23 protein-coding genes are annotated in these 19,169 nt (G+C 56.7%); 14 read left to right on the top strand and 9 right to left on the bottom strand.

Translation table 11 applies throughout. The annotated features are described in order from the left end of the window. Positions 1 to 151: 151 nt before the first annotated feature. A complete protein-coding gene (locus NT179_10675) occupies positions 152 to 328 on the bottom strand; it encodes a tyrosine-type recombinase/integrase (protein ID MCX5722474.1) in 177 nt (58 codons plus the stop codon). Positions 329 to 625: 297 nt separating this feature from the next. Here NT179_10675 and NT179_10680 point away from each other — a divergent pair, with 297 nt between their 5' ends. Together NT179_10680 and NT179_10685 are read left to right on the top strand one after the other, a co-directional pair. Further along, positions 626 to 1,228 carry a hypothetical protein gene (locus tag NT179_10680; protein ID MCX5722475.1) on the top strand — a complete coding sequence of 201 codons (603 nt, stop codon included), beginning with the start codon at positions 626 to 628 and terminating at the stop codon, positions 1,226 to 1,228. 213 nt (positions 1,229 to 1,441) lie between these two features. Continuing rightward, on the top strand, positions 1,442 to 1,720 hold the full coding sequence (locus NT179_10685) for a hypothetical protein (GenBank protein ID MCX5722476.1): 279 nt from the start codon (positions 1,442 to 1,444) through the stop codon (positions 1,718 to 1,720). Positions 1,721 to 1,748: 28 nt separating this feature from the next. Here NT179_10685 and NT179_10690 read toward each other — a convergent pair whose 3' ends face one another. Next, the gene (locus NT179_10690; GenBank protein MCX5722477.1) at positions 1,749 to 2,459 is read right to left on the bottom strand and encodes a hypothetical protein; all 711 of its coding nucleotides are present in this window, start codon (positions 2,457 to 2,459) and stop codon (positions 1,749 to 1,751) included. A 129-nt stretch (positions 2,460 to 2,588) separates the two neighbouring features. Here NT179_10690 and NT179_10695 point away from each other — a divergent pair, with 129 nt between their 5' ends. Then, positions 2,589 to 2,936: a hypothetical protein gene (locus NT179_10695; protein MCX5722478.1), complete on the top strand. Its 348-nt coding sequence runs from the start codon at positions 2,589 to 2,591 to the stop codon at positions 2,934 to 2,936. Positions 2,937 to 3,103: 167 nt separating this feature from the next. After that, positions 3,104 to 3,238 carry a hypothetical protein gene (locus NT179_10700; protein ID MCX5722479.1) on the top strand — a complete coding sequence of 45 codons (135 nt, stop codon included), beginning with the start codon at positions 3,104 to 3,106 and terminating at the stop codon, positions 3,236 to 3,238. A 173-nt stretch (positions 3,239 to 3,411) separates the two neighbouring features. On the opposite strand, the gene NT179_10705 is transcribed toward NT179_10700, so the two are convergent. Together NT179_10705 and NT179_10710 are read right to left on the bottom strand one after the other, a co-directional pair. Beyond that, complete coding sequence (locus NT179_10705) at positions 3,412 to 3,870, bottom strand: hypothetical protein (GenBank protein ID MCX5722480.1); 459 nt, start codon at positions 3,868 to 3,870, stop codon at positions 3,412 to 3,414. Between the two features lie 205 nt (positions 3,871 to 4,075). Next, on the bottom strand, positions 4,076 to 4,996 hold the full coding sequence (locus tag NT179_10710) for a cobalamin B12-binding domain-containing protein (protein ID MCX5722481.1): 921 nt from the start codon (positions 4,994 to 4,996) through the stop codon (positions 4,076 to 4,078). A gap of 471 nt (positions 4,997 to 5,467) precedes the next feature. Here NT179_10710 and NT179_10715 point away from each other — a divergent pair, with 471 nt between their 5' ends. From NT179_10715 to pyrE, 9 genes are all read left to right on the top strand, one after another. After that, positions 5,468 to 6,433, top strand: a complete 966-nt coding sequence (locus tag NT179_10715) for a formylglycine-generating enzyme family protein (protein ID MCX5722482.1) — start codon at positions 5,468 to 5,470, stop codon at positions 6,431 to 6,433. A 160-nt stretch (positions 6,434 to 6,593) separates the two neighbouring features. After that, positions 6,594 to 6,962 (top strand): hypothetical protein, encoded by a 369-nt coding sequence (locus tag NT179_10720; GenBank protein ID MCX5722483.1) that lies wholly within the window; start codon positions 6,594 to 6,596, stop codon positions 6,960 to 6,962. Continuing rightward, positions 6,959 to 7,804 (top strand): SUMF1/EgtB/PvdO family nonheme iron enzyme, encoded by an 846-nt coding sequence (locus tag NT179_10725; GenBank protein ID MCX5722484.1) that lies wholly within the window; start codon positions 6,959 to 6,961, stop codon positions 7,802 to 7,804. The genes NT179_10720 and NT179_10725 overlap by 4 nt, the downstream gene beginning before the upstream one ends. 222 nt (positions 7,805 to 8,026) lie before the next feature. After that, complete coding sequence (locus NT179_10730; GenBank protein MCX5722485.1) at positions 8,027 to 8,944, top strand: TIGR01777 family oxidoreductase; 918 nt, start codon at positions 8,027 to 8,029, stop codon at positions 8,942 to 8,944. A 231-nt stretch (positions 8,945 to 9,175) separates the two neighbouring features. Further along, positions 9,176 to 9,595 carry a PDZ domain-containing protein gene (locus NT179_10735; protein MCX5722486.1) on the top strand — a complete coding sequence of 140 codons (420 nt, stop codon included), beginning with the start codon at positions 9,176 to 9,178 and terminating at the stop codon, positions 9,593 to 9,595. 80 nt (positions 9,596 to 9,675) lie between these two features. Then, entirely contained in the window at positions 9,676 to 10,206 is a 531-nt protein-coding gene (locus NT179_10740; protein MCX5722487.1) for a hypothetical protein, read from the top strand. Between the two features lie 95 nt (positions 10,207 to 10,301). Next, positions 10,302 to 11,255, top strand: coding sequence for a DUF523 and DUF1722 domain-containing protein (locus NT179_10745; protein MCX5722488.1), 954 nt, complete (start codon positions 10,302 to 10,304; stop codon positions 11,253 to 11,255). A gap of 13 nt (positions 11,256 to 11,268) precedes the next feature. After that, positions 11,269 to 11,775, top strand: coding sequence for a CbiX/SirB N-terminal domain-containing protein (locus NT179_10750; protein MCX5722489.1), 507 nt, complete (start codon positions 11,269 to 11,271; stop codon positions 11,773 to 11,775). Between the two features lie 122 nt (positions 11,776 to 11,897). Beyond that, positions 11,898 to 12,476 carry an orotate phosphoribosyltransferase gene (pyrE, locus tag NT179_10755; GenBank protein MCX5722490.1) on the top strand — a complete coding sequence of 193 codons (579 nt, stop codon included), beginning with the start codon at positions 11,898 to 11,900 and terminating at the stop codon, positions 12,474 to 12,476. A 7-nt stretch (positions 12,477 to 12,483) separates the two neighbouring features. Here the strand turns inward: pyrE and NT179_10760 are convergent, their stop codons facing one another. After that, the gene (locus NT179_10760; protein MCX5722491.1) at positions 12,484 to 12,792 is read right to left on the bottom strand and encodes a hypothetical protein; all 309 of its coding nucleotides are present in this window, start codon (positions 12,790 to 12,792) and stop codon (positions 12,484 to 12,486) included. A 36-nt stretch (positions 12,793 to 12,828) separates the two neighbouring features. Between NT179_10760 and NT179_10765 the strand changes: the two genes are divergently transcribed. Continuing rightward, a complete protein-coding gene (locus NT179_10765) occupies positions 12,829 to 13,245 on the top strand; it encodes a rhodanese-like domain-containing protein (GenBank protein MCX5722492.1) in 417 nt (138 codons plus the stop codon). 168 nt (positions 13,246 to 13,413) lie between these two features. Here NT179_10765 and NT179_10770 read toward each other — a convergent pair whose 3' ends face one another. The 4 genes from NT179_10770 to NT179_10785 all read right to left on the bottom strand — a co-directional run bounded on the left by NT179_10770 (position 13,414) and on the right by NT179_10785 (position 19,166). Further along, on the bottom strand, positions 13,414 to 14,307 hold the full coding sequence (locus tag NT179_10770; GenBank protein ID MCX5722493.1) for a hypothetical protein: 894 nt from the start codon (positions 14,305 to 14,307) through the stop codon (positions 13,414 to 13,416). Between the two features lie 113 nt (positions 14,308 to 14,420). Next, positions 14,421 to 15,914, bottom strand: a complete 1,494-nt coding sequence (locus tag NT179_10775) for an NADH-quinone oxidoreductase subunit N (GenBank protein ID MCX5722494.1) — start codon at positions 15,912 to 15,914, stop codon at positions 14,421 to 14,423. Beyond that, positions 15,911 to 17,602 carry an NADH-quinone oxidoreductase subunit M gene (locus NT179_10780; protein MCX5722495.1) on the bottom strand — a complete coding sequence of 564 codons (1,692 nt, stop codon included), beginning with the start codon at positions 17,600 to 17,602 and terminating at the stop codon, positions 15,911 to 15,913. The genes NT179_10775 and NT179_10780 overlap by 4 nt, the downstream gene beginning before the upstream one ends. Before the next feature lie 4 nt (positions 17,603 to 17,606). Further along, positions 17,607 to 19,166 carry an NADH-quinone oxidoreductase subunit M gene (locus NT179_10785; protein MCX5722496.1) on the bottom strand — a complete coding sequence of 520 codons (1,560 nt, stop codon included), beginning with the start codon at positions 19,164 to 19,166 and terminating at the stop codon, positions 17,607 to 17,609. Between the last annotated feature and the right edge of the window lie 3 nt (positions 19,167 to 19,169).

Consider the following 19,169-nt stretch of genomic DNA (forward strand, 5'->3'; position numbering starts at 1 on the left):
CTCTATAGTGCAGCGATTCCAGGGACTTGGCGAGCGGCGTTCTCATGCCGCGTTATTAGCGTGTTCAGGCGAGTCATGGCAGCGTCGAGCGTCTCCGCCTTGATCGTGCGATAGCGGAGAAACATTTCCACAGAGGAATGGCCGACGATCTTCATGATCGTTCGGTATCGACCCCTGAGTCTGCGAGGTTCGTCACGGCACAGTGCCGGAGGTCATGGAACACAAAGTCTTCAATCTTCTGCTCCTTGCACAGCCGCCGCACTTCTCGATAGGTATGACTCAGTTCCCCCCCGTTCTTGTGAAAGACGAGCCCCTGAATGCGTGTCACACCATCCAGCGCCCGTAGCCGCTGAATTTCCCACCGTAGGGTTGGCGTGATCGGGACAAGCCGCTATTGCCCTGTCTTGGTGAGATGGCCTGGAATAAAGATCCGACCCTTCTCCAAGTCCACACGATCCCACGTCAAGGTGAGAATCTCTTCCAGCCGCATGCCCGTATGGTAGCCCATCAGCACAAAAAGTCAGCAATTGACCTGCTGATAGTACGTAGTTATAATTTCTCTGTCGCTGAAAGATAACGCCAGCCTTGCAGTGCCTATTTCAAGTTCCACAAAGAAGGAGGAGCAATGAGCCCTACTCCGGAGGAAGCCGTCTCCACAATTCTTACGCATCTCGGATGGACCGATTTAAGCGTTGCCGTGTTACTTGTTGCCGCACTGCAATTCCTGTCTACTTTGTGGATCAAGGCGCGCCTTGAAGCGTCAATAAAGTACGAGCACGACAAAACTCTTGAGGGCTTCAAGTCTGCAATCGCAACACGGTCAAGCTTCCGTCAGAAATGGGCCGACGAGTTCTTTGGGACATGCCAGGAGTTCATGAAATCCTTCGAACGCTATCTGGCGCTACTGAATCAACTCACGATCCTGAAGGACCCAAATTCAGAGGTGGGCGTCAAATACCAGCAAGAGCTTACCGCCCTCAATGCCTCCCTTTCTGAGCTCGAACTTCGAATACGCAGAATGGTGGTCTTCGCCGAGCTCGCAAGAGCGGATGTTTGCTCAACAGCGGCTAAAGTACTTACTTCGCTGACTGAGATGGTCACTCCCGATAAAATATCCGGAAGAATGCAGGGTAGCTTTGACGAGCAATTCAAAAACATGGACGCCTTTAATAAGGCAACAAAAAATGCGCATGCAGAAATGCTTAGCGTCCAGATGGATTTCAATTAGGGCTTTGACGGGGTAGGCGAAAATTCCAGCGTCGGCACTGGTTGGCCCAAGCGTTTCAAAAGCAAACTCCCAGATTATATCCATTTGACGAACGCTACCCAGCGTAATCTTGCCTCACACCTCACTGAGAATTCATGCCACTTATATCCTCAAACATCACGACTACTTGCGCTGCATTGGGCCTACTCCAATGCGTTTACTATACGGTCCATCGTGAAGACGGCCAGATATTTCGAAAAAACAAAAGGGGCCTGGAGTCTTTTTCTGCCGCTTAGCTTTCGCCATGGAAGCATCCTCAAGTTGCACGCGACAGGCGCAACCCATCACATTGTCGAGGTACTGGCCGGTCACACGACAGGAACGGTACGCGAGCAAGTGTATTCCCATCGGGACAAGCTGCCGATGAAACTCCTATTGGACGAATTGGCGAAGCTGCGGTATGTGGGGGTAGAGAAGAGCCTACGGGATAAGTTGGATTTCGGAGTGATCTAGGGAGAAAGGGCTCGAATATAATGACAGATTAGATCCCCACGATCTCTTTCATGATTGCGGGGGCTTTTCGTTGAATCTCGGATATAGACTGCAGAAGCTTTTCATGGTGTGGTTTTATTTCCTGCGAGACAGCCTCAAAAACAGCCGTTCGTCTAGCAGAATCGTTGCCAGCCTCCAGCAGTCTCCCCTGAGACTGCAGCACCCAAATGTTATAGCAGTGGTAGGCCTCCGATAGAACTTTGACCTCATCGCACAGATCAGGGAAGTATAGGCTAGCGATAATATCGACCTTCCAGAAAGGGGATAATTCTGACTCCCTCGACTGATTATAATTATACAATCGGCCACTTAATTCCTTGTCGAGCCAGTATTGAACTGCGTAAACCGCACCGAGCAGCTCTTCCAGCTTGACGCGGCGAAGAGTCTTCCACTCTTTGTTTGTCCAATCGGAGTGCGCTATTTCAGTCCTAACCTCTTCGGCTGCAGTAGTCGTAGCGCGTAGTTGGGAAATTAACTGCTCAAAATCTGCCTTGGTCGCATAGGTCTCCCCGCGCTTTTGGATATACGAGCCCACGAATGCAGTTGTGACGGAGCTGAGAAATAACAATGCCAACAAAACGAGGTAGAAAATTCCATTATGAAGCAATTGCTCCTGAACGATTTGTTGGGAAATTTCACGGATAAGGTCTTCGGGCGTCATTGGCGGCAAGTGTACCTCGAAAGGTTCGTAGGTATCCACCCACTCTTCTGCACCTATTGACCTTTAGCCCAACGGCTACGCCATCTTCGCTCCCCACTCCCACTCAGCTTCCGTTTGACACTGAATAACCTGCCCCGGTAGTGTCGTCCTTAAAGGGAGGGATCTACCATGACTTCAGGAATCTTCTCAGCGGCATTTACCTCAAGCCTGCAAATAGCGGGCTGCGGTATTGCCATTTTTAGAGACAACACGATACACGGCGGGGATGCCTCACATTACTACCGAGGAAAATACAGGTTCGATGAGAAGAATCAGATTTCAGGAACAATAGATGTTGTCAAATACTCCGACCTTCAGAATTCGGTCTTTGGTCCTCTTACTCCATTTCGGCTTATACTCAGCGGCCATATAATCACAAATGATAGAGCCTTTGAGCTGTCAGGTCACGTTGAGGAACAGCCGCAGTTGAAAATTAGAATCGCGTTGAACAAGATGGAGGAGTTAATAGAAGCCTAGGCGCCTTCGCGGAGGGGATTCGTATGACACAACAACTCTTCCTGATACTGCTCCTGGTTTTTGGTAATAAACCAGCGTATGCGGAATAGGTGGATATTGGCGCACCCAACGATGCAACGTTATACGTCAATCCAGACACCATTCATCACAAAGGGAATCTAGTGAAGATGTGGCAATTAGAAGATTACAAGACCAATAGAGCCACTTCGAGCAAGTCGGTCATGTCCGTCGAGATCCAGATGGAGCTCGACAAGTCTAACGGTTTTCACGCCTACCCTTCCTCCACTCCCACGGCGGCATAGGCTGCGGGTCAGCTCACAATCCTCTTCTTGCCTCTCGCGCTTCCGTCTCTAGCCCTTCCGGCACCGTATCCCCTGGCGCATACTTCCGATACCACCAGCACCCGCCTTGCTTGACGAGCTCCTGATTGAGGTTCATCCCATCGGGCAGTAATATTACCAAGAACAGCCCCGGCTCACTTCTTCCCCTGCGAACCTGTCCCTGGCTGTGGGAGCGACGCATCGCGGCTGTTATGTTTGCCGTAGAGGCCTTGGTAGCTCCACTCGCTGGCTTTGCCGTTTTTATCGAACGTGTAAAAGACGCGATGCTGGCTCGAATCGGTTATGCCCCCACTGCTCATGCCCCCGTCATACCACCCGCAGACCTCTCCCCCTGCCGGAGGTTTATTACATTGGAACGGCTCACCGAACGTGGCGCTCTCCTCTGCCTTCGTTTTCCCGAGTCCCCCATCGAGCCGCTTATGAACGATCTCCTCATTCCCGCTGAACAATGACCAGACGCTAAATCCGACTGGCGTATCCCTCATCGTATTGGCTTGGGCCGCTCTCGCCTGACCTTCGGCATCGGTCACTCCCGCTCCCGTACAGGCCCCCAACGTGCCAGCCAGAAACAACAGCACGAAAAATTGCACCATGTCGATTCACTCCTCTCTTCCACTGCGCCATCGCATTCAGGATTGCAGACCAAGGACCACCGGCCAAACAATCCATCAAGTATAGCAAACGGCTTCAGGCTCTTTTGCGCACGATCATACTGATTGCCGCCCACCGAAGGCTTTGGAGCCAGCGCCCCATTTACCTTTTAGGCGAACAAACGTTCATGGGCGCGTGAGTTCTTTATTACGATCGCGAGGCCCGCATGTTGGCGGAAAGAAGCATCAGCAGGCGTCTATGGAGGGCGGTGAGATCATCGAGCAATTCAATCTTGGTTTCACGAAGCAGATCTCCGATGGCACAGGCGCCTTGGCCCCCGACCGCCACGGCCCAGCGCGCCGACAGGGGTGCGAGCTCTTTGAGGAGCTGACGAGCCTCGGTATCTGATTTGATTTCGGTCAGCGAGAGCAGCACGAGATCCGGATGTATCCGATCGCAAAAATCCACCAGAGCAGCAACGGGAAGGTTCGGGCCAAGGTAATAGACGTGGCACCCTCTGGTCGCGGCTAGGTAGGCCACGGCCTGGGCTCCGATCTCATGCGTTTCACCTTCCGGACAGGCAATCAGAACTCGTGGTCCGAATTCATTCACCGGAAGCTGGTTCATGACCGAAAACAATTTCTGCTGGGCGATCTTCGTCACATAATGTTCGACGGCAACAGTGATTCGGCCCTGGTGCCAGAGCTCCCCGATGCGCCGTTGCAATGGGAGCAGAATCCGCTGGACGGCCTCTTCAAACGGAATGACGGCCACTGCTCCGTTCAGTTTGCGCTCGAATCCTGCCTTATCGAGCGGGTCGAGCAAGCCAACCAAATCATCTAGCAGACGCTCATGGGGCTTCTGTTCCTCCGCCGACACAGGAGTCGCGACGTGCATCCGTGCGACCAGCGACTCACGCCCCTCTTCCGCCAGTGCACCGATCGTCGCGCCTTGCTCCATCTGCGCCTTCAGAAAGCGGAGGAGCGCCACTTCCTCGTCACTATATTCGCGATAGCGATTGGAGCTTCTGGAGGGTACGACAAGCCCGTATCGCCTCTCCCAGATGCGAATGACATCCTTCGAGAGGCCTGTAAGCTTTGCAACCCTATGAATTCTATGAGTATTCATATTTACTGGCCCATTGTATTATCATGTCCAATGTTTGTCAAATATTTTTCGTTGTAACACTTGACACATTGGACATAATGCTTTATACGTTAGACATACTTGCTTCAAACATTGGACATAAAGCCTAGGAGGCAACATGGCAAGAGCATTATCGGAGCAAACAAGAGCTGAGAAGCTCGGGAGTCACTCGATCTCTTCTACAGTCCAACATAAATCGATCTGCGCCAGGTGCGGCGGACTCATGGTGAATGACTTCTGTCTGGATTTACTAAACAGCACCGGCGAATTGGAGTTTGCCGCAATACGTTGCGTGCAATGTGGCGAGCTCGTTGACCCCGTCATTCTGCAGAATCGCCAACTCCGGCAGAGTTCGATGCCGAGTCGGTGGGCCGAAAGAATGACGGGAGGTCACTAGCAGTGCGTTCAACCAACCAGGGTCGTCCTGGCATTCTCAAACCAAGGAGGTTTCCCATGCGGAGTCAAATAATATTCCAGGTCGGATTGGGGGTAGCGTTGATGGCGGGAGCCATCTCAGTCGCGACTGCGGCGGACATGCCGGGCAGCGACAAGGACATGGTGCCCATCCCGAAGGGTGAGTTCACCATGGGGAGCAACGAACATTCGGATGAAGCCAGGCACCAGGTCGTGCTCGATGCCTATCTGATCGACAAGTACGAGGCGTCGAATGCTCGGTATAAAGAGTTTATGAAAGGCACCGGTCATCCGGCCCCAGCTTATTGGGATGACCCGCGGCTCAGCAAGGCCAATCAGCCAGTCGTCGGCGTAAGCTGGACTGACGCGAGCGCCTTCTGCAAATGGGACGGCAAGCGCCTTCCGACGGAAGCAGAATGGGAGCGAGCGGCCAAAGGTCCGGAAGGCGACAACCATTATCCGTGGGGCCATACCCTTGATTCCAAGAAAGCTAACTACGGGCAGAATGTCGGCCATACCACGCCAGTGGATTCCTACCCGGAGGGTGTCAGCGGGTTTGGCGTCTACAACATGGCGGGCAATGTCTTTGAATGGGTCGAGGATTGGTATGACCCGAAGTTTTATAAGGAGAGCATTGCCCTGAATCCGCGTGGCGCCGAGAAGGGCTACAACTTCGCCAATCAAGGCCCGGTCAGGGTACTGCGCGGTGGCTCCTGGCTCGCGCCGGAAAGCTCCCTCCACACAAGCCATCGGTTCTGGAATCAGCCGGACAATAACTCCTATGGGGTCGGCCTCGGGTTCCGTTGCGCGAAGTCGGCGCAGACGGTGTCCGATGAAGCGATGCAGGCAGGCCGCGATGCCTTCATACAGGCATTAATCGCGATGGGTGTCGAGAAGAACGCCGAGGCGCTGGCTTCCATCGAACAGGCGCTGGCTTCGGAGCCGGGCAACAAGGAATACCTGGCGACCCGCGATTTGATAAAGAAGAGCATGAAGAAGAAATAGCTGCAGGACTGATGGGGGGGGCGGCCTCGCCGTCCCCCTCTGAGGACAGACATCCTGACTAGTGGCCTGAAATGAATAATTCCAGAACCATGATGAAACGGCCGTGAGGGAATGTTGAAGCGGTTCTTCTCAATGGTTTGATCGTGACGGAGGCGGACCTATGATACACGACAAGATTCTTCTTCTAGGGCTCGTTCTCATCGCGCTCCTCGGGGCCTCGCCCCTCCAGGCTGGTCCCATTGATCCGGCCCGGCATTCGCACCCGGAGAGCGCACAGGCGGTACATGAGGCCGAGCATGATGTGGACCACGCGTGGGAGGTCTATCATCGCGCCGCGTTAGGGGGAACGGTCGCGTCCCCTGCCCTGCAGGCGGACATCGAAGAACACCTGCACGAAGCCAGAACCCTCATTACCCAGGCGCAAGAAGCAGCCGCGCAGGGAGACAGCCGTGAGGTGAAACGTCTCGTGAGCCAAGTGAAAGTCCATACCACGAAAGCCATCGAAGGGAGTAAGGAGCAGAAGAAATGACACAAGGTCTGAGAAGAAGAGGAACCAGCTGGCGCACTACCGTTGCGATGATGGCCCTAGCCTCTGCTGCCGCCTTCGCGCCTGTCATGGCAGCGCCGCCGGCGCCCAAGGAACTCGACCAAGTCCCCATGGTGACGATTCCGGCTGGACCATTTCTGATGGGGAATCCGGAAGGCAAAGGCCGGACTGATGAGTGGCCGCAGCGGTCTGTAGACCTCGACGAGTTTGCGATCGATCAAGTCGAAGTGACGAATGAACGGTATCTGGTGTTCGTTGCGACCACAGGCCACCGAAGCCCTCCGAATCCCTATGGCACCGGCCCGCTCTTATCCATGAAGGGAATCGAACAGCTTCCGGTCGTGCAGGCCACCTGGTACGACGCCAAGGCCTATTGTAGCTGGGCGAAGAAGCGGCTCCCGACGGAAGCGGAATGGGAGAAAGCCGCTCGTGGCACCGATGGTCGGCTGTTTCCCTGGGGCAACGAACCAGCGACAGCGAAGCGGGCGAACTTCGACCGTGAGTGGGATGAAGAGAAAACCTTACATCCGGTCGGGTCCTTGCCAGGCGGCGACTCACCCTACGGCGTGAAGGACATGTCGGGCAATGCTCGAGAGTGGGTGCAGGATTGGTATGACGCTGAGTACTACAAACATGCGCCGGATCGGAATCCCCAGGGTCCTGACAAGAAAGGCGTGGTCCGATCGATTCGCGGCGGGTCTTGGCATAGCCCGATGTCGGACATCACGACGACGGCTCGCGGGCGTGGCGGATTCGCGCTGCAGACCCACGGGACGGGCTTTCGCTGTGTCCGGGGTCTCGAAGACCAGATTCAGCAGAAGTAGACAATTAGACGTGGCGATGCGATGAGACCAGATGACCCCAGCAGAGATACGACAGCCGGCTTCTTTTCCCCGTTAGGGTGGCGCCGCGACTCCGCACGGCGCCTCCCGCTGAGGCAGACAGGTCCCTCCCGATGGAGGGGCCTGTCGTCTTGATCCGCAAGAGAAGCTGGGTGTAAGAAAGCAGAAGAGGAACTGTCGGCGCCACGCGAAAGGAGGTGAACCATGCACATTATTGTGACCGGCGGAACGGGCTTCATCGGTCGGCCCTTATGTGCATCCTTAAGTCAGGAGGGGCATCGGGTGACTCTCCTCACGAGAAGGAAGGAAGAGGCGCAACGATCCTGTGGCTCCACCGTCACGGCCGTCGAGTGGAATGGCAAAGAGGCGGGAGTTTGGGAGCATTGTCTCGAAGGTGCCGATGCTGTCATCAATCTTGCCGGTGCGCCCATTGCTGATGCCCGCTGGAGCGATGCCCGCAAGCGACTCCTCACAGAAAGCCGGGTCCTCACCACTCGTCTGCTGGTAGAAGCCCTGTCCCGCCGGTCCTCGAAACCGCGCATTCTGATTAGTGCCTCCGGTATCGGCTACTACGGGGCCAGCGACGATCGCCTGCTGGATGAGGGCGCCGCGCGCGGCCAAGGATTTCTGGCCGATCTCTGTCTCGCATGGGAAGCGGAGGCACTTCGGGCTGCGGAGTTCGGTGTGCGAGTCGTCACGTTACGGACCGGAATGGTGCTCGAACGAGACGGCGGGGCCTTGCCGAAGATGCTGTTGCCGTTTCGGCTCTTCGTTGGCGGGCCGATCATGCCGGGGACTCAGTGGGTGTCGTGGATCCATCGGCGTGACCACATCGGTCTGATCCAGTGGCTGCTCGCAATGCCGAGCGTCTCTGGCCCCGTCAATGCTGTGGCTCCCGAGGCTGTAACGATGAACCGGTTCTGCAAGGTGCTCGGGCAAGTCCTCCACCGGCCGTCCTGGCTTCCCCTGCCTGGCTTCGCGCTACACATGGCGATGGGTGAACTCGGGACGCTCATGACCACGGGCCAACGGGTCAATCCGGCGAAGGCGCTCTCCGGGGGCTACGTCTTTCGCTACCCGACGCTGGAACCGGCCTTGCGGGCGATCCTCGCGAAAGGATGAATGGGCATCGTTTATGATCTCGTCAATGGGATACCTTCATGCACGTGCCGTCGCCTTTGCCATCGGCAAGGTTGTGTTCTTGCCCTTCGTCGCAGCGCTGTCGATCCGAACCTTCAAGCTGCATGGAACGTCTCCCTCAGCGATCGATTTCTCTGAATTCACTCGTGCTGCTCGCAGGACTCTCGGTACTCGGATTCGCACATCAACGGTAGTTCACAAGGAGGCATTCGCATGATGACCAAGAAGATCGGTATCACCAGCTACGTATTGTTGAGCCTGTTAACGGTCGTGCTGTTTCAGATCTCAGGGAAAACGAGCGACGTCAGGGCTGCCGAGGGGCAGGATAAGGCAGGGAGTCAGGCCCAGCGACCGCACGGAGACGAGGCCAACCTGCCGAATGGGGTGATCGGCCTGTCGCTGCATGTCGGGGCGGAACGTATCGGCGATCCTGCTTCGTTGTATGTAGCCCATGTGCATCCGGAGGGCCCTGCCCAGCAAGCAGGCCTGAAGCACGGAGATGAGGTGGTGACGGTGAACGGTGCGGCGGTAGTCGGTAAGACCTATGAACAGGTGGTGAAGATGGTGCGCGGGGAAGCGGGCACAGTGGTGAAACTGGGGGTGAAGGGGGAGGGGTGGGGCTGCGCGAGCTAGTGATCACGAGGATCGCCAGCGAAAAACTCTATAAGGGCGAGATGGGATCCCATGGTGGTCCGGCGCGATAGGGGTGCATCATGATCAACAGCCTGAAACTATTTGCGGCTCTTGGACTCATCGTCATGCTTGGCGGGGGTGCCGCGTTTGGTGAACCGGCAGCCGTTGCGGCTGGCTCACCGCGGACCAGCCTGACGAAAGCGCATATCTATCTGGGGGCCGGCGATTACCGTCGGGCGCTGGAGGTCTGCCAGAGAGAAATCGACGACGAACCCTCCGTCGAAGCCTATATCCATTTGACCTATGTGTTCCATGCGATCGATGCCTACTTAGACCATCTGTCTCGGGAGGAGCGGTGGAACACAGTGGAACAGTTGTATCTGAATTTTGCCTACAAGGATCCGCAAGATTTGATCGATCCTCCTGGTGGGCTGGCCCGCATGGCGAAGGAGATGATTCAGACCGGCGTGCATCAACAATCTGACGTGAGCGCCGCGATGGCCACCCGTCTGAACAAGAGCGAGGCAGATCGGTTGTGGCAGCAACAGACTCAATGGCGTACGGCGAATCCACAGACCTGGTGGACTGGCATCCCGGACGCATGGCGTTGAAGCGAGCGTAGGTTGAACGTTCGGCTTTCGCCCATCGTGGGTCGCCGGCAAGCCCGCGAGGACTATTTAGCCCTCGGCAGACAACAGAGGACGAGATGACAACCGCGCCGCTCCGTCTTGGCATCAGCCGCTGCCTCCTCGGTGACGAGGTCCGTTTTGACGGGGGCCATAGGCGGGACAGTTTTCTCACAGACGTGCTGGGCCGTTATGTGGAATGGGTTCCAGTCTGTCCCGAAGTGGAGGCCGGTCTCGGCACGCCCAGGGACGCGATGAAGCTGGTGGGCGATCCTCTCCATCCCAGGCTCGTAACCATCGAGAGCGGAATCGATCACACGAAGGCGCTCGAAAAGATGAGCGTCCGGCGCATCCGTGAACTACAAAAGCTGGACCTCTCCGGATACGTGTTCAAAAAGAACTCGCCGAGCTGCGGCATCGAACAGGTTCGCATCTATAATGAGCAGGGGAAGCAGAACGGAAACGGGGTCGGGCTGTTTGCTCGGGCCTTCATCGAGCAGTTCCCTCTGATTCCGGTCGAGGACGAAGGGAAGCTCTGCGAGCCAACGATCAGAGAAAATTTCATCGAACGGATCTTTTGTTATCGCCGCTGGCAGGATTTCATGCAGGGCAAAGTCACGAGACAGGCCCTGGTGCAGTTCCACACGATCCACAAATATCTGTTGATGGCCCATAGTCCGCAACAATACCAAGCGCTCGGGCGGCTGGTCGGTCACACTCATCGACAGAGCCCCAAGACACTCGCCAACTTCTATGGCAAGCTCTTCATGAAGACCTTGGCCATGAAGGCGACGGTGCGCAAACAGGTGAACGTGCTCCAGCACATGCTGGGATACTTCAAAAAGATGCTGAACACTCAGGAAAAGGCAGATCTATTGGGCGCGATTGACGATTATCATCGCGAGCGCACGCCGCTGGTTGTCCCGTTGACGCTGATCAAACACTATGTCCAGGTCTTTGACGTGAGCTATCTGCGGGATCAAATCTATCTTAGGCCTGACCCAAAAGAACTCATGCTGCGCAATCATGCATAAAAGGAGTCCGGTAATGGCGGCTGTACGAGGAGTGATTCTGGTTGGTCATGGCGGGATTCCCAAAGACTGCCCGCAGGAGTTGGTCACGAGGCTAAAACGATTGGAGGCTCAGCGGCGAGCTGCCAAGCTGCCTCGCTCCCAGGAAGAAATCGAGCTGGATGGCAAGATCCGAAGCTGGCCGAGGACTGCTGAGACGGAGCCCTATCAGGCAGGCCTCGAAGCAGTCGCAGCGCGCTTGCGCGCGCAACTGGACGGGGTCCTCTTTGCCGTAGCCTACAACGAATTTTGCGCCCCGACCCTGGAAGAGTCGGTGGAAGGGCTGATCAAGCAGGGCGCGACCCACATTACCGTAACCACGACGATGTTCACGCCAGGCGGCTCGCACTCGGAGGTTGAGATTCCGGAAATCCTCGACCATCTGAAGCCGAAGCATCCAGGCATCGAACTCCGTTACGCCTGGCCCTTCGATCTAAATCTTGTCGCGAACACCTTGGCGGAACAGATCAAACGATTTTCTTGAATAGGATCGCGGGGCGTCTGTGCATGCATGGGCAGGAATTAATTTACAGCGGAGGATTCTTTTTTGCCCTTCGCCGAGTGTACAATGCGAAACTTTGTTTCAGAACATTGTCGAGTCACAGCATGCTGCCCCTGAAAGCTGAATTAGCCAAAGCCTTCCACGACACAAAATCGTTCAAGTGGGACCAGGGTAAAGGGTTCACCCTCGCGTCCGGCTTAACCAGCCCCTTCTACGTCGATTGCCGGTCCCTCATGGCCCATCCAAGCTCGCGCAGACTGGTGGCCAACTTGGCCTGCGAGGCGCTGAAGTCTGTCGAGCTCGATTGCCTCGGCGGACTGGAGATCGGGGCCATTTCCATTGCCACCAGCATCTCTGATTTTGCCTTCGCATCCAAGCCGCCGCGAACCTGGAAAACCTTTGTGGTGCGGAAACAGGCGAAGGACCATGGGCTCGGGAAGCTGATCGAAGGATCGTTTCAGCCGGGGAATCGCGCGGTGATCGTCGATGATGTGCTGACCAGCGGAGGATCGCTCCTCAAAGCCGTCGCTGCCGCCAGAGGCGCAGGACTGATTGTGACCCATGCCTTGGTGATCGTGGACCGGAAGGAACAGGATGGCCGAAAGAAAATTGAAGCGGAAGGGCTGACGCTTCTGAGCCTATTGGATATTGATGATCTGACCAGCGCGCAACCGCACTCCTAGCGACCCCCTACTTACAGCGAAACTCAATCCCCCATCGGCGCTCCTGAATGATTTCTTGAGCCCCTTCGACATGGCCTGCCATACGGGTTCGGCCTTTCGTCTCCCCCTCGCGCACAATGGTATAAAGCCCGCCGCACTTCTCCTGCATGAGGGCGATGGCGTCCTTGCGAGAGGAGGCCAGGATCGCTCCCTGCTCTCCCTTGAAGGGATAGATCACCACCCCTCCATCGGCCCGCTCCTGAACCAGCTTAGCCCCCTCGGCACAGCCGACTAAGGCAAGAGCAACAAGGAGACTAAAACTTGACCCAATCTTCATGCAATCCCTATCATAGCTATCGTAAGGAGGCCCATCATGACCAAGCCCATCGTCAGAACCCTTGTCGGCCTGTTTCTACTATCGACCGTCACGATTAGTGGCGTGTCAGCCGATCATTCGTACCAGCTCAGCGTTCAGCAATTGCGGTCTGGATTGACCAAGGCTCCCTCGATGAACCAGAAGGGGTTCATCTTGATCGATGTCCGTTCCACGGAAGAACATGCGGAAGGATTTATTCCAGGAACAGACCTGAACATCGACTTCCGGGAGATCAAGGCTCGACATCGGGACATCGGCGCCCAGCTGGAGGACCACCTGGTGGTCTATTGCCAGTCCGGCCATCGGAGCAACATTGCGGCGGAAACCTTGGCGGACTTGGGCTACCGTCATGTCTACAACCTCACCGGCAGCATGGATGCGTGGGTTGCGGCAGGATTTCCGTTGGGAAAATAACGCCGCTAGCAGGATGCTGAAAAAGTCCGCCAGCTTCGTTCTCGCTTCGCTCAGACCCTCAACGTACCCTCGGGTACGATTCGGCCCTTCGCTTGCTGCGGCCTTGCTGGACGGCTTTTTTGAGCATCCTGCATGGGCCTCTATCCTCATGCCACGATCTCATCTGCTCTATCTCGTCTTGGCTCCTGCCTGCTCACGTCTCGGACTGATCCCGATCACCGCTGGTAGTCCGATGTGAGTCGTGGTGCTCTCTTCCAGCAAAGGAATCCAGCTGTGAAAGCCTGCCATCTTGGACGTGGCTTGCCGGAGCGACGGGCTGACTGCGACGTCAGAGGACGATCCTCCATCCATCGCCATAACCTGACGAAGCGAAGGAAAGGCGTCCCGCAGACATTCCCCCAGGGCATGGAGGGAGACAACATCCGTGGTCTTGAGGATGAGGAGGTGCCCATCCCCTTGCTCTGCGACGAGGGTCTGGTGCGCGCGCTTCCCTGTTTGGCGGACCCGAATTTTTCCGGTCCGGTCGAGGAGCATCAGGGATTGCGCCACTTCCCGGTAAGGAATCTGCTGTTCATCAAAACTGTCAAAGGTCAGGTCCAGCACCCTCGCGCGGCGTGAGCCTGCCTCTGCCGGTTCTGCCACAAACAATCCCAGCCACGTGCCATGCCGCCTGCTTCCCATCGAGCGGCCCTCTCCATAGAGCAGTCCGAGATAGGCATAGTTCTCGCGGAAGAGCCCGGCATTGAAGACCAGGTCGTGGCCGGTTCGCTCTTGCCATTGGTGGATATCGAGAGGATTCGTCAGGCCATCCTGCTGATAGTAATGCACGGTAAAGCGGTAACGCTCCGGGTCGACGTCAATGGCGACCAAAGGTGGAACATCAGGACATTTCGCTTGAGGGCTCCAGATGGAGATGGAGAGGCCTTCTCCCAGCCGGTCCCCTATAAGGCTTTGGGCCGATGCTGCCGAAGGCCCGCTGGACATGACGATAACGACAGCCAGGAGAAATCCGGCTGAGCGGGTGAGAGGGAACGGCCTGTGGAAACTCTTGTCCTGTGCCATAGGATCTCGAATCGTGGTCCAGCAATCGAGTATAGAGAGGGCCGGCGCGCAGCGTCAATCGTTCACACGGAAGCCCGGCGCTCCGTCCTGCAGCGCCGGGAGCGGAGGCTCACTTATGGATTGATGACGGCAGGAGGAATGGCCGTGAGGGGTAAATCCACCAAGCCTGAAAACATCATCGTGGCAGAGACCACCCAATCGGTGAAGGGCTGCGGATAGATACCGATCGTGAGGGTGCCGGCGAGACAGACGTACAGCACCGCTTTGATCGGACCGGAGACCCTGATGGGTGACGGGTCGTGGGGTTCGCTGATGTACATCTTCTTCACGACGATGAGGTAGTAGTACATGGAAATGACGATGTTGATGAGCCCCACCGTGATGAGCACGTAGAGCCCTTCCTTCATGGCCGCGACAAAGATATAGAGCTTGCCGATGAACCCGGCTAACGGCGGCACACCGGCCAGCGACAGCAAGAAAATCAGCATCGAAAAAGCGAGGAAAGGCGACCGGCGGCCCAGGCCACTGTAGTCGTCGATCTCCTCGCTGCCGATCGCTTCACTCACGGCGATGATGATGGCGAAGGCCCCGAGGTTCGCGAAGAGATAGGTCAGGAGATAGAACAGGATCGCATCGTTGCCCATCTTGGTCCCGGCTGCGAGCCCGATCAGCACGTTGCCGATCTGCGCGATACCGGAATAGGCCAAGAGCCGCTTCATGTTCTTCTGGGCGATGGCCACGATGTTGCCGTAGGTCATCGACAGGACGGATGCGGCCACGAGCAACAGGACCCAGATCGGCTTAAAGGTCGCCAGCGCGACGAAGAACATTCTGAGGAGAATGGCAAAGGCCGCCCCCTTCGGTGCAATCGACAGAAATGCCGTCACCGGCGTCGGCGAGCCATGGTACGTGTCGGGAATCCAGGAGTGGAACGGCACGGCGCCGATCTTGAAACCCAGCGCGCCGAAAATCAGCAGGAACCCGATGGCCAGCCCCGGTGTGACCTGGGTCAACTTCATGTCGGAAAAGACCAGTTGGCCCGTTTCCCCGTAGACCAGGCTGATGCCATAGGCGAGGAGGCCTGCGGCAAACACGCCCAGGATGAAAAACTTGATACCCGCTTCATTCGACGCCATGTCCTCGCGGAGATAAGCGACAAGCACGTAGAACCCGAATGTGGAGAATTCCAGCGTGACGAACACCGATAAGAGGTCGTTGGCGGAGGCCATGAACATCATCCCGAGGGCCGACATCACGACCAGGAAATAATATTCCCCGCGGAAGAACTTGAATCGATGGACATAGTCGATCGAGGCCAGAATGACCAAAATGGTCGAGCCGACGATGAACATCTTGAAGAACAGGGCCATCCGGTCGAGCACGAACATGTTCGCGAAGAGGGTTCCGGTCACGCCGCCGACGTTGAACCAGGCCAGGCAGCCGAGGGTGGCACCGAGCCCGGCGATGCTGAGATAGGCCAATTGCTCGTTGGGCAAGCGGGGGAACGAAAAATCGACGATCAGGATCAGGCAGAGCCAAGCCGTAAGGATGATTTCCGGCAACAGCAACAGCAGATCGGATGGAGACATGGTGAGCGAAAAATTCATGGCTGGCCTCCGCTCACAGGAGCCGCGTCTACGGGCTCAGGGCTCAGGACGAGAGACGCGCTCCCGGCACCTGGGGCCTCCAGCTTCACGGCCGGAGATTCCGCAACCAACGGCACGACGCGGGTGATCTTCGCGATCAAGGGGTCCACGCCGGATCGCACCACGTTATAGAGATGCATGGGGAAGAAAAAGAATCCGATGCTGACGGTGATCATGATCAGGAGCGGCAAACGATCCACCGCAGACACGGCGTCGTGCGCGTGACTGTACTTCTGGTCCATCGGTCCGTAGAAGAGCCCCCGCATCATCTTGAACAGATAGGCCAGAGTCAACACGATCCCGACCACGGCGACGATGACTTGGAAGGGATACTTCTCCCAACTGCCGACGATGATCATGACCTCGGCGATAAAGTTGATCGTGCCCGGCACGCCGATCGAGGCCATGCAGCCGATCACGAAGCAGCCGGAAATGAACGGCATGCGGTTCGCGAGCCCCCCGAGCGAGGGAATGTCGCGGGTATGGGTCTGGTCGTACACCCAGCCGGCCATCGCGAAGAGCATCCCCGTCGCCATGGCATGGGCGAACATATACATCACCGCGCCGGTCAAACTGATGTAGTCCAGTGCCGCCATGCCGAGGAACACATAGCCCATGTGGCTCGAACTGGAATAGCCGATGACATATTTCGTGTCTTTGGCGTAATAGGCCACGAAACCGCCATAGACGATGCTGAACATGCAGAGCACGGCCGCGATGGGCATGAGCTCCCTGGTCGTCTCCGGCAGGATTTCGAACGCCACGCGGATGATGGAGAAGTGGCCGAGCTTCATCAGCACGCCCGCGTGCAACATGCTCGTGGCGGCCGGAGCGGCGGCGTGGCCCACGGGCGACCAGGAATGCAGCGGCCAGAGCGGAGCGATCGAGGCGAACCCGAAGAAGATCAGCAGCCAGATGATCTTGTCCAGCGTCGTGCCCAGAACCGGGATATGCATCAAATTGGCATGTTCGCGCAGAACCAGAATGTCGAAGGTGTTGAGCCCCGAATACTTATAGATCAATAAAATACCCATCAGGGCTGCGACGGCAAAGGCCGAGAGGAAGAGCACCAGCTTCATCGCGGCATATTCTTTACTGTTGGAACCGAAGTTGTAGATAAATCCGACCGAGTCCCGCAACTTCAACCCTTCCGGGTCCGTCATCTCGTTGTACTTCTTCGTATGGCTGCCCCACATGCCCAATAAGAGATACATGGGGATCACGGACATCTCGTAGAAGAAGTAGAGGAAGAACAGATCCAGCGACATGAAGACGCCGATCGTGGCGGCGGCGAGGATGAGCAACCAGATATAGAATTCTTTCGTCCGGTCTTTGACGTGCCAGGAGACGAAAATGCCGGCGAACAATAAGATCCCCGAGGCCAGCACCAGCGGCGTGCCGATGCCGTCCACCCCGAGGTGGAGCGAAATCCCCAGCTGACGCGACCATTCGAACTTCTGAACGAACTGGAAGCCGCCCTTCACATAATCGTAAGAGTAGAACAGATAGAGCGAGGATAGCAGACAGACGAAGGCCGATCCCGCCGCGATGCCCCGCACGAGCATCGGCTGCCGGTTGGAGACGAAGATCAGCGCGATGGCTCCCAGGAAGGGAGCGAAGAGAATATAGAGCAGTGCGTAATCACCCATACGATCAATCCACCCTTATCTGCGGCTTGGACTCGAGTGACGGCATGGCGCCCCGGTCCACTCGATCGACTAACGCCTGCACCGACCCGTTCATCATTCTCAAAAAGGGAGCGGGATAGAGTCCAATCCAAAGAATCATGACCGACAGGGCCGAGGCAATGATCATTTCGCGTGGATGCAGGTCGCGAAGGGAATCCTTCACCGCCTTCCCGACCGGTCCCAGCATCGCCCGCTCGTAGTACCAGAGAAAATAGGCCGCGCCAAAGATCACGCCGGTGACCGCGATCCCGCCGTACAGCCAATTGGCCTTGAAGGTGCCCAGGAGGATCAGGAATTCTCCGACGAAGCCATTGGTGCCAGGCAGACCGATCGAGGCCAGTCCGATCAATAAGAAAAAGCTGGCGAGCAAAGGAGTCTGTTTGGCCATGCCACCGAAGGCACTCAGTTCGGTGCTCTGCTGCCGCGAATAGAGAAAGCCCGCGATAAAGAACAGGCCTGCCGTGCTGAACCCCAAGTTGATCATGGTGAGCAGGCTGCCCTGGAGCCCCTGATAGTTCAGAGCGAACAGGCCGATCACGACGAACCCGAGGTGGCTGATGCTACTGAAAGCCAGGAGCCGGCGGAAATCCGACTGGATCAGCGCCATGATGGCCCCGTACAGAATAGCCAACAAGCCCAGGACCATGATGACTGTGACCACGGTCTGACTCTTCGAAGCATCCGGCAGCAAGGGAATGCTGAAGCGGATGAAGCCGAACGTCCCGAGCTTCAGCCCTGCCAGCACCACCGCCATGCCGATCGGTCCTTCCAGGAGGGCGTCCGGGAGCCAGGTATGGAACGGAAACAGCGGGGCCTTGAACGCAAAGCCGAGGAACAGGAGCCAGAAAATGAGGATCTGCTGGCTGAGCGGAATCGGCACGGCAAGCAGTTCCAACAGATCGAACGAATAGGTCGGATCCATATGGTGCAGCGTCGCCCACTGGTGGTAATTGAGGTCCAGGAGGGCAATGCCGACCAGCATGAAGACGCTGCCGAGCAGGGTATAGAGCACATATTTCAACGCCGCGTAATGCCGCTCCGCCCCTCCGCCCCAGAGCTTGATCAGGAAGTAACTGGGAATGAGCATCAACTCCCAGAAGACGAAGAAGAGGATCAAATCGATGGAGAGGAAGACCCCCATCGTCGTCGTTTCGAGCGCGAGCAGAGCCATCATATAGAGCTTCACTTGATGGCGGACTGTGTCCCAGGAATAGATGACGATCAGGACCGTGAGGAAGGCCGTCAGCCCGACGAACAGTACACTGATCCCGTCGACCGCAAGGTGATAGCTCACCCCGAGGGCGGGAATCCACGGCACATGTTCCGTAAACTGCATCGCGGCGGAATCAGGAAGAAACCGGAGCAGCACGAACACAGAGAGAGCCAACTCCACCAGCGCGATCGTCAAGGCAGAGGTCCGCACCATGTCCTCGTCCTCGACCAGCCACAGGACCACGGCCCCGACGAGGGGGAGGAAGAGGATGCAGGTCAGAATGGGAAATGTTGAGGCCAGTTCTTCTAACATACA

The sequence above is a fragment of the Nitrospirota bacterium genome (assembly GCA_026387665.1).
Classification (GTDB): Bacteria; Nitrospirota; Nitrospiria; order Nitrospirales; family Nitrospiraceae; genus Palsa-1315.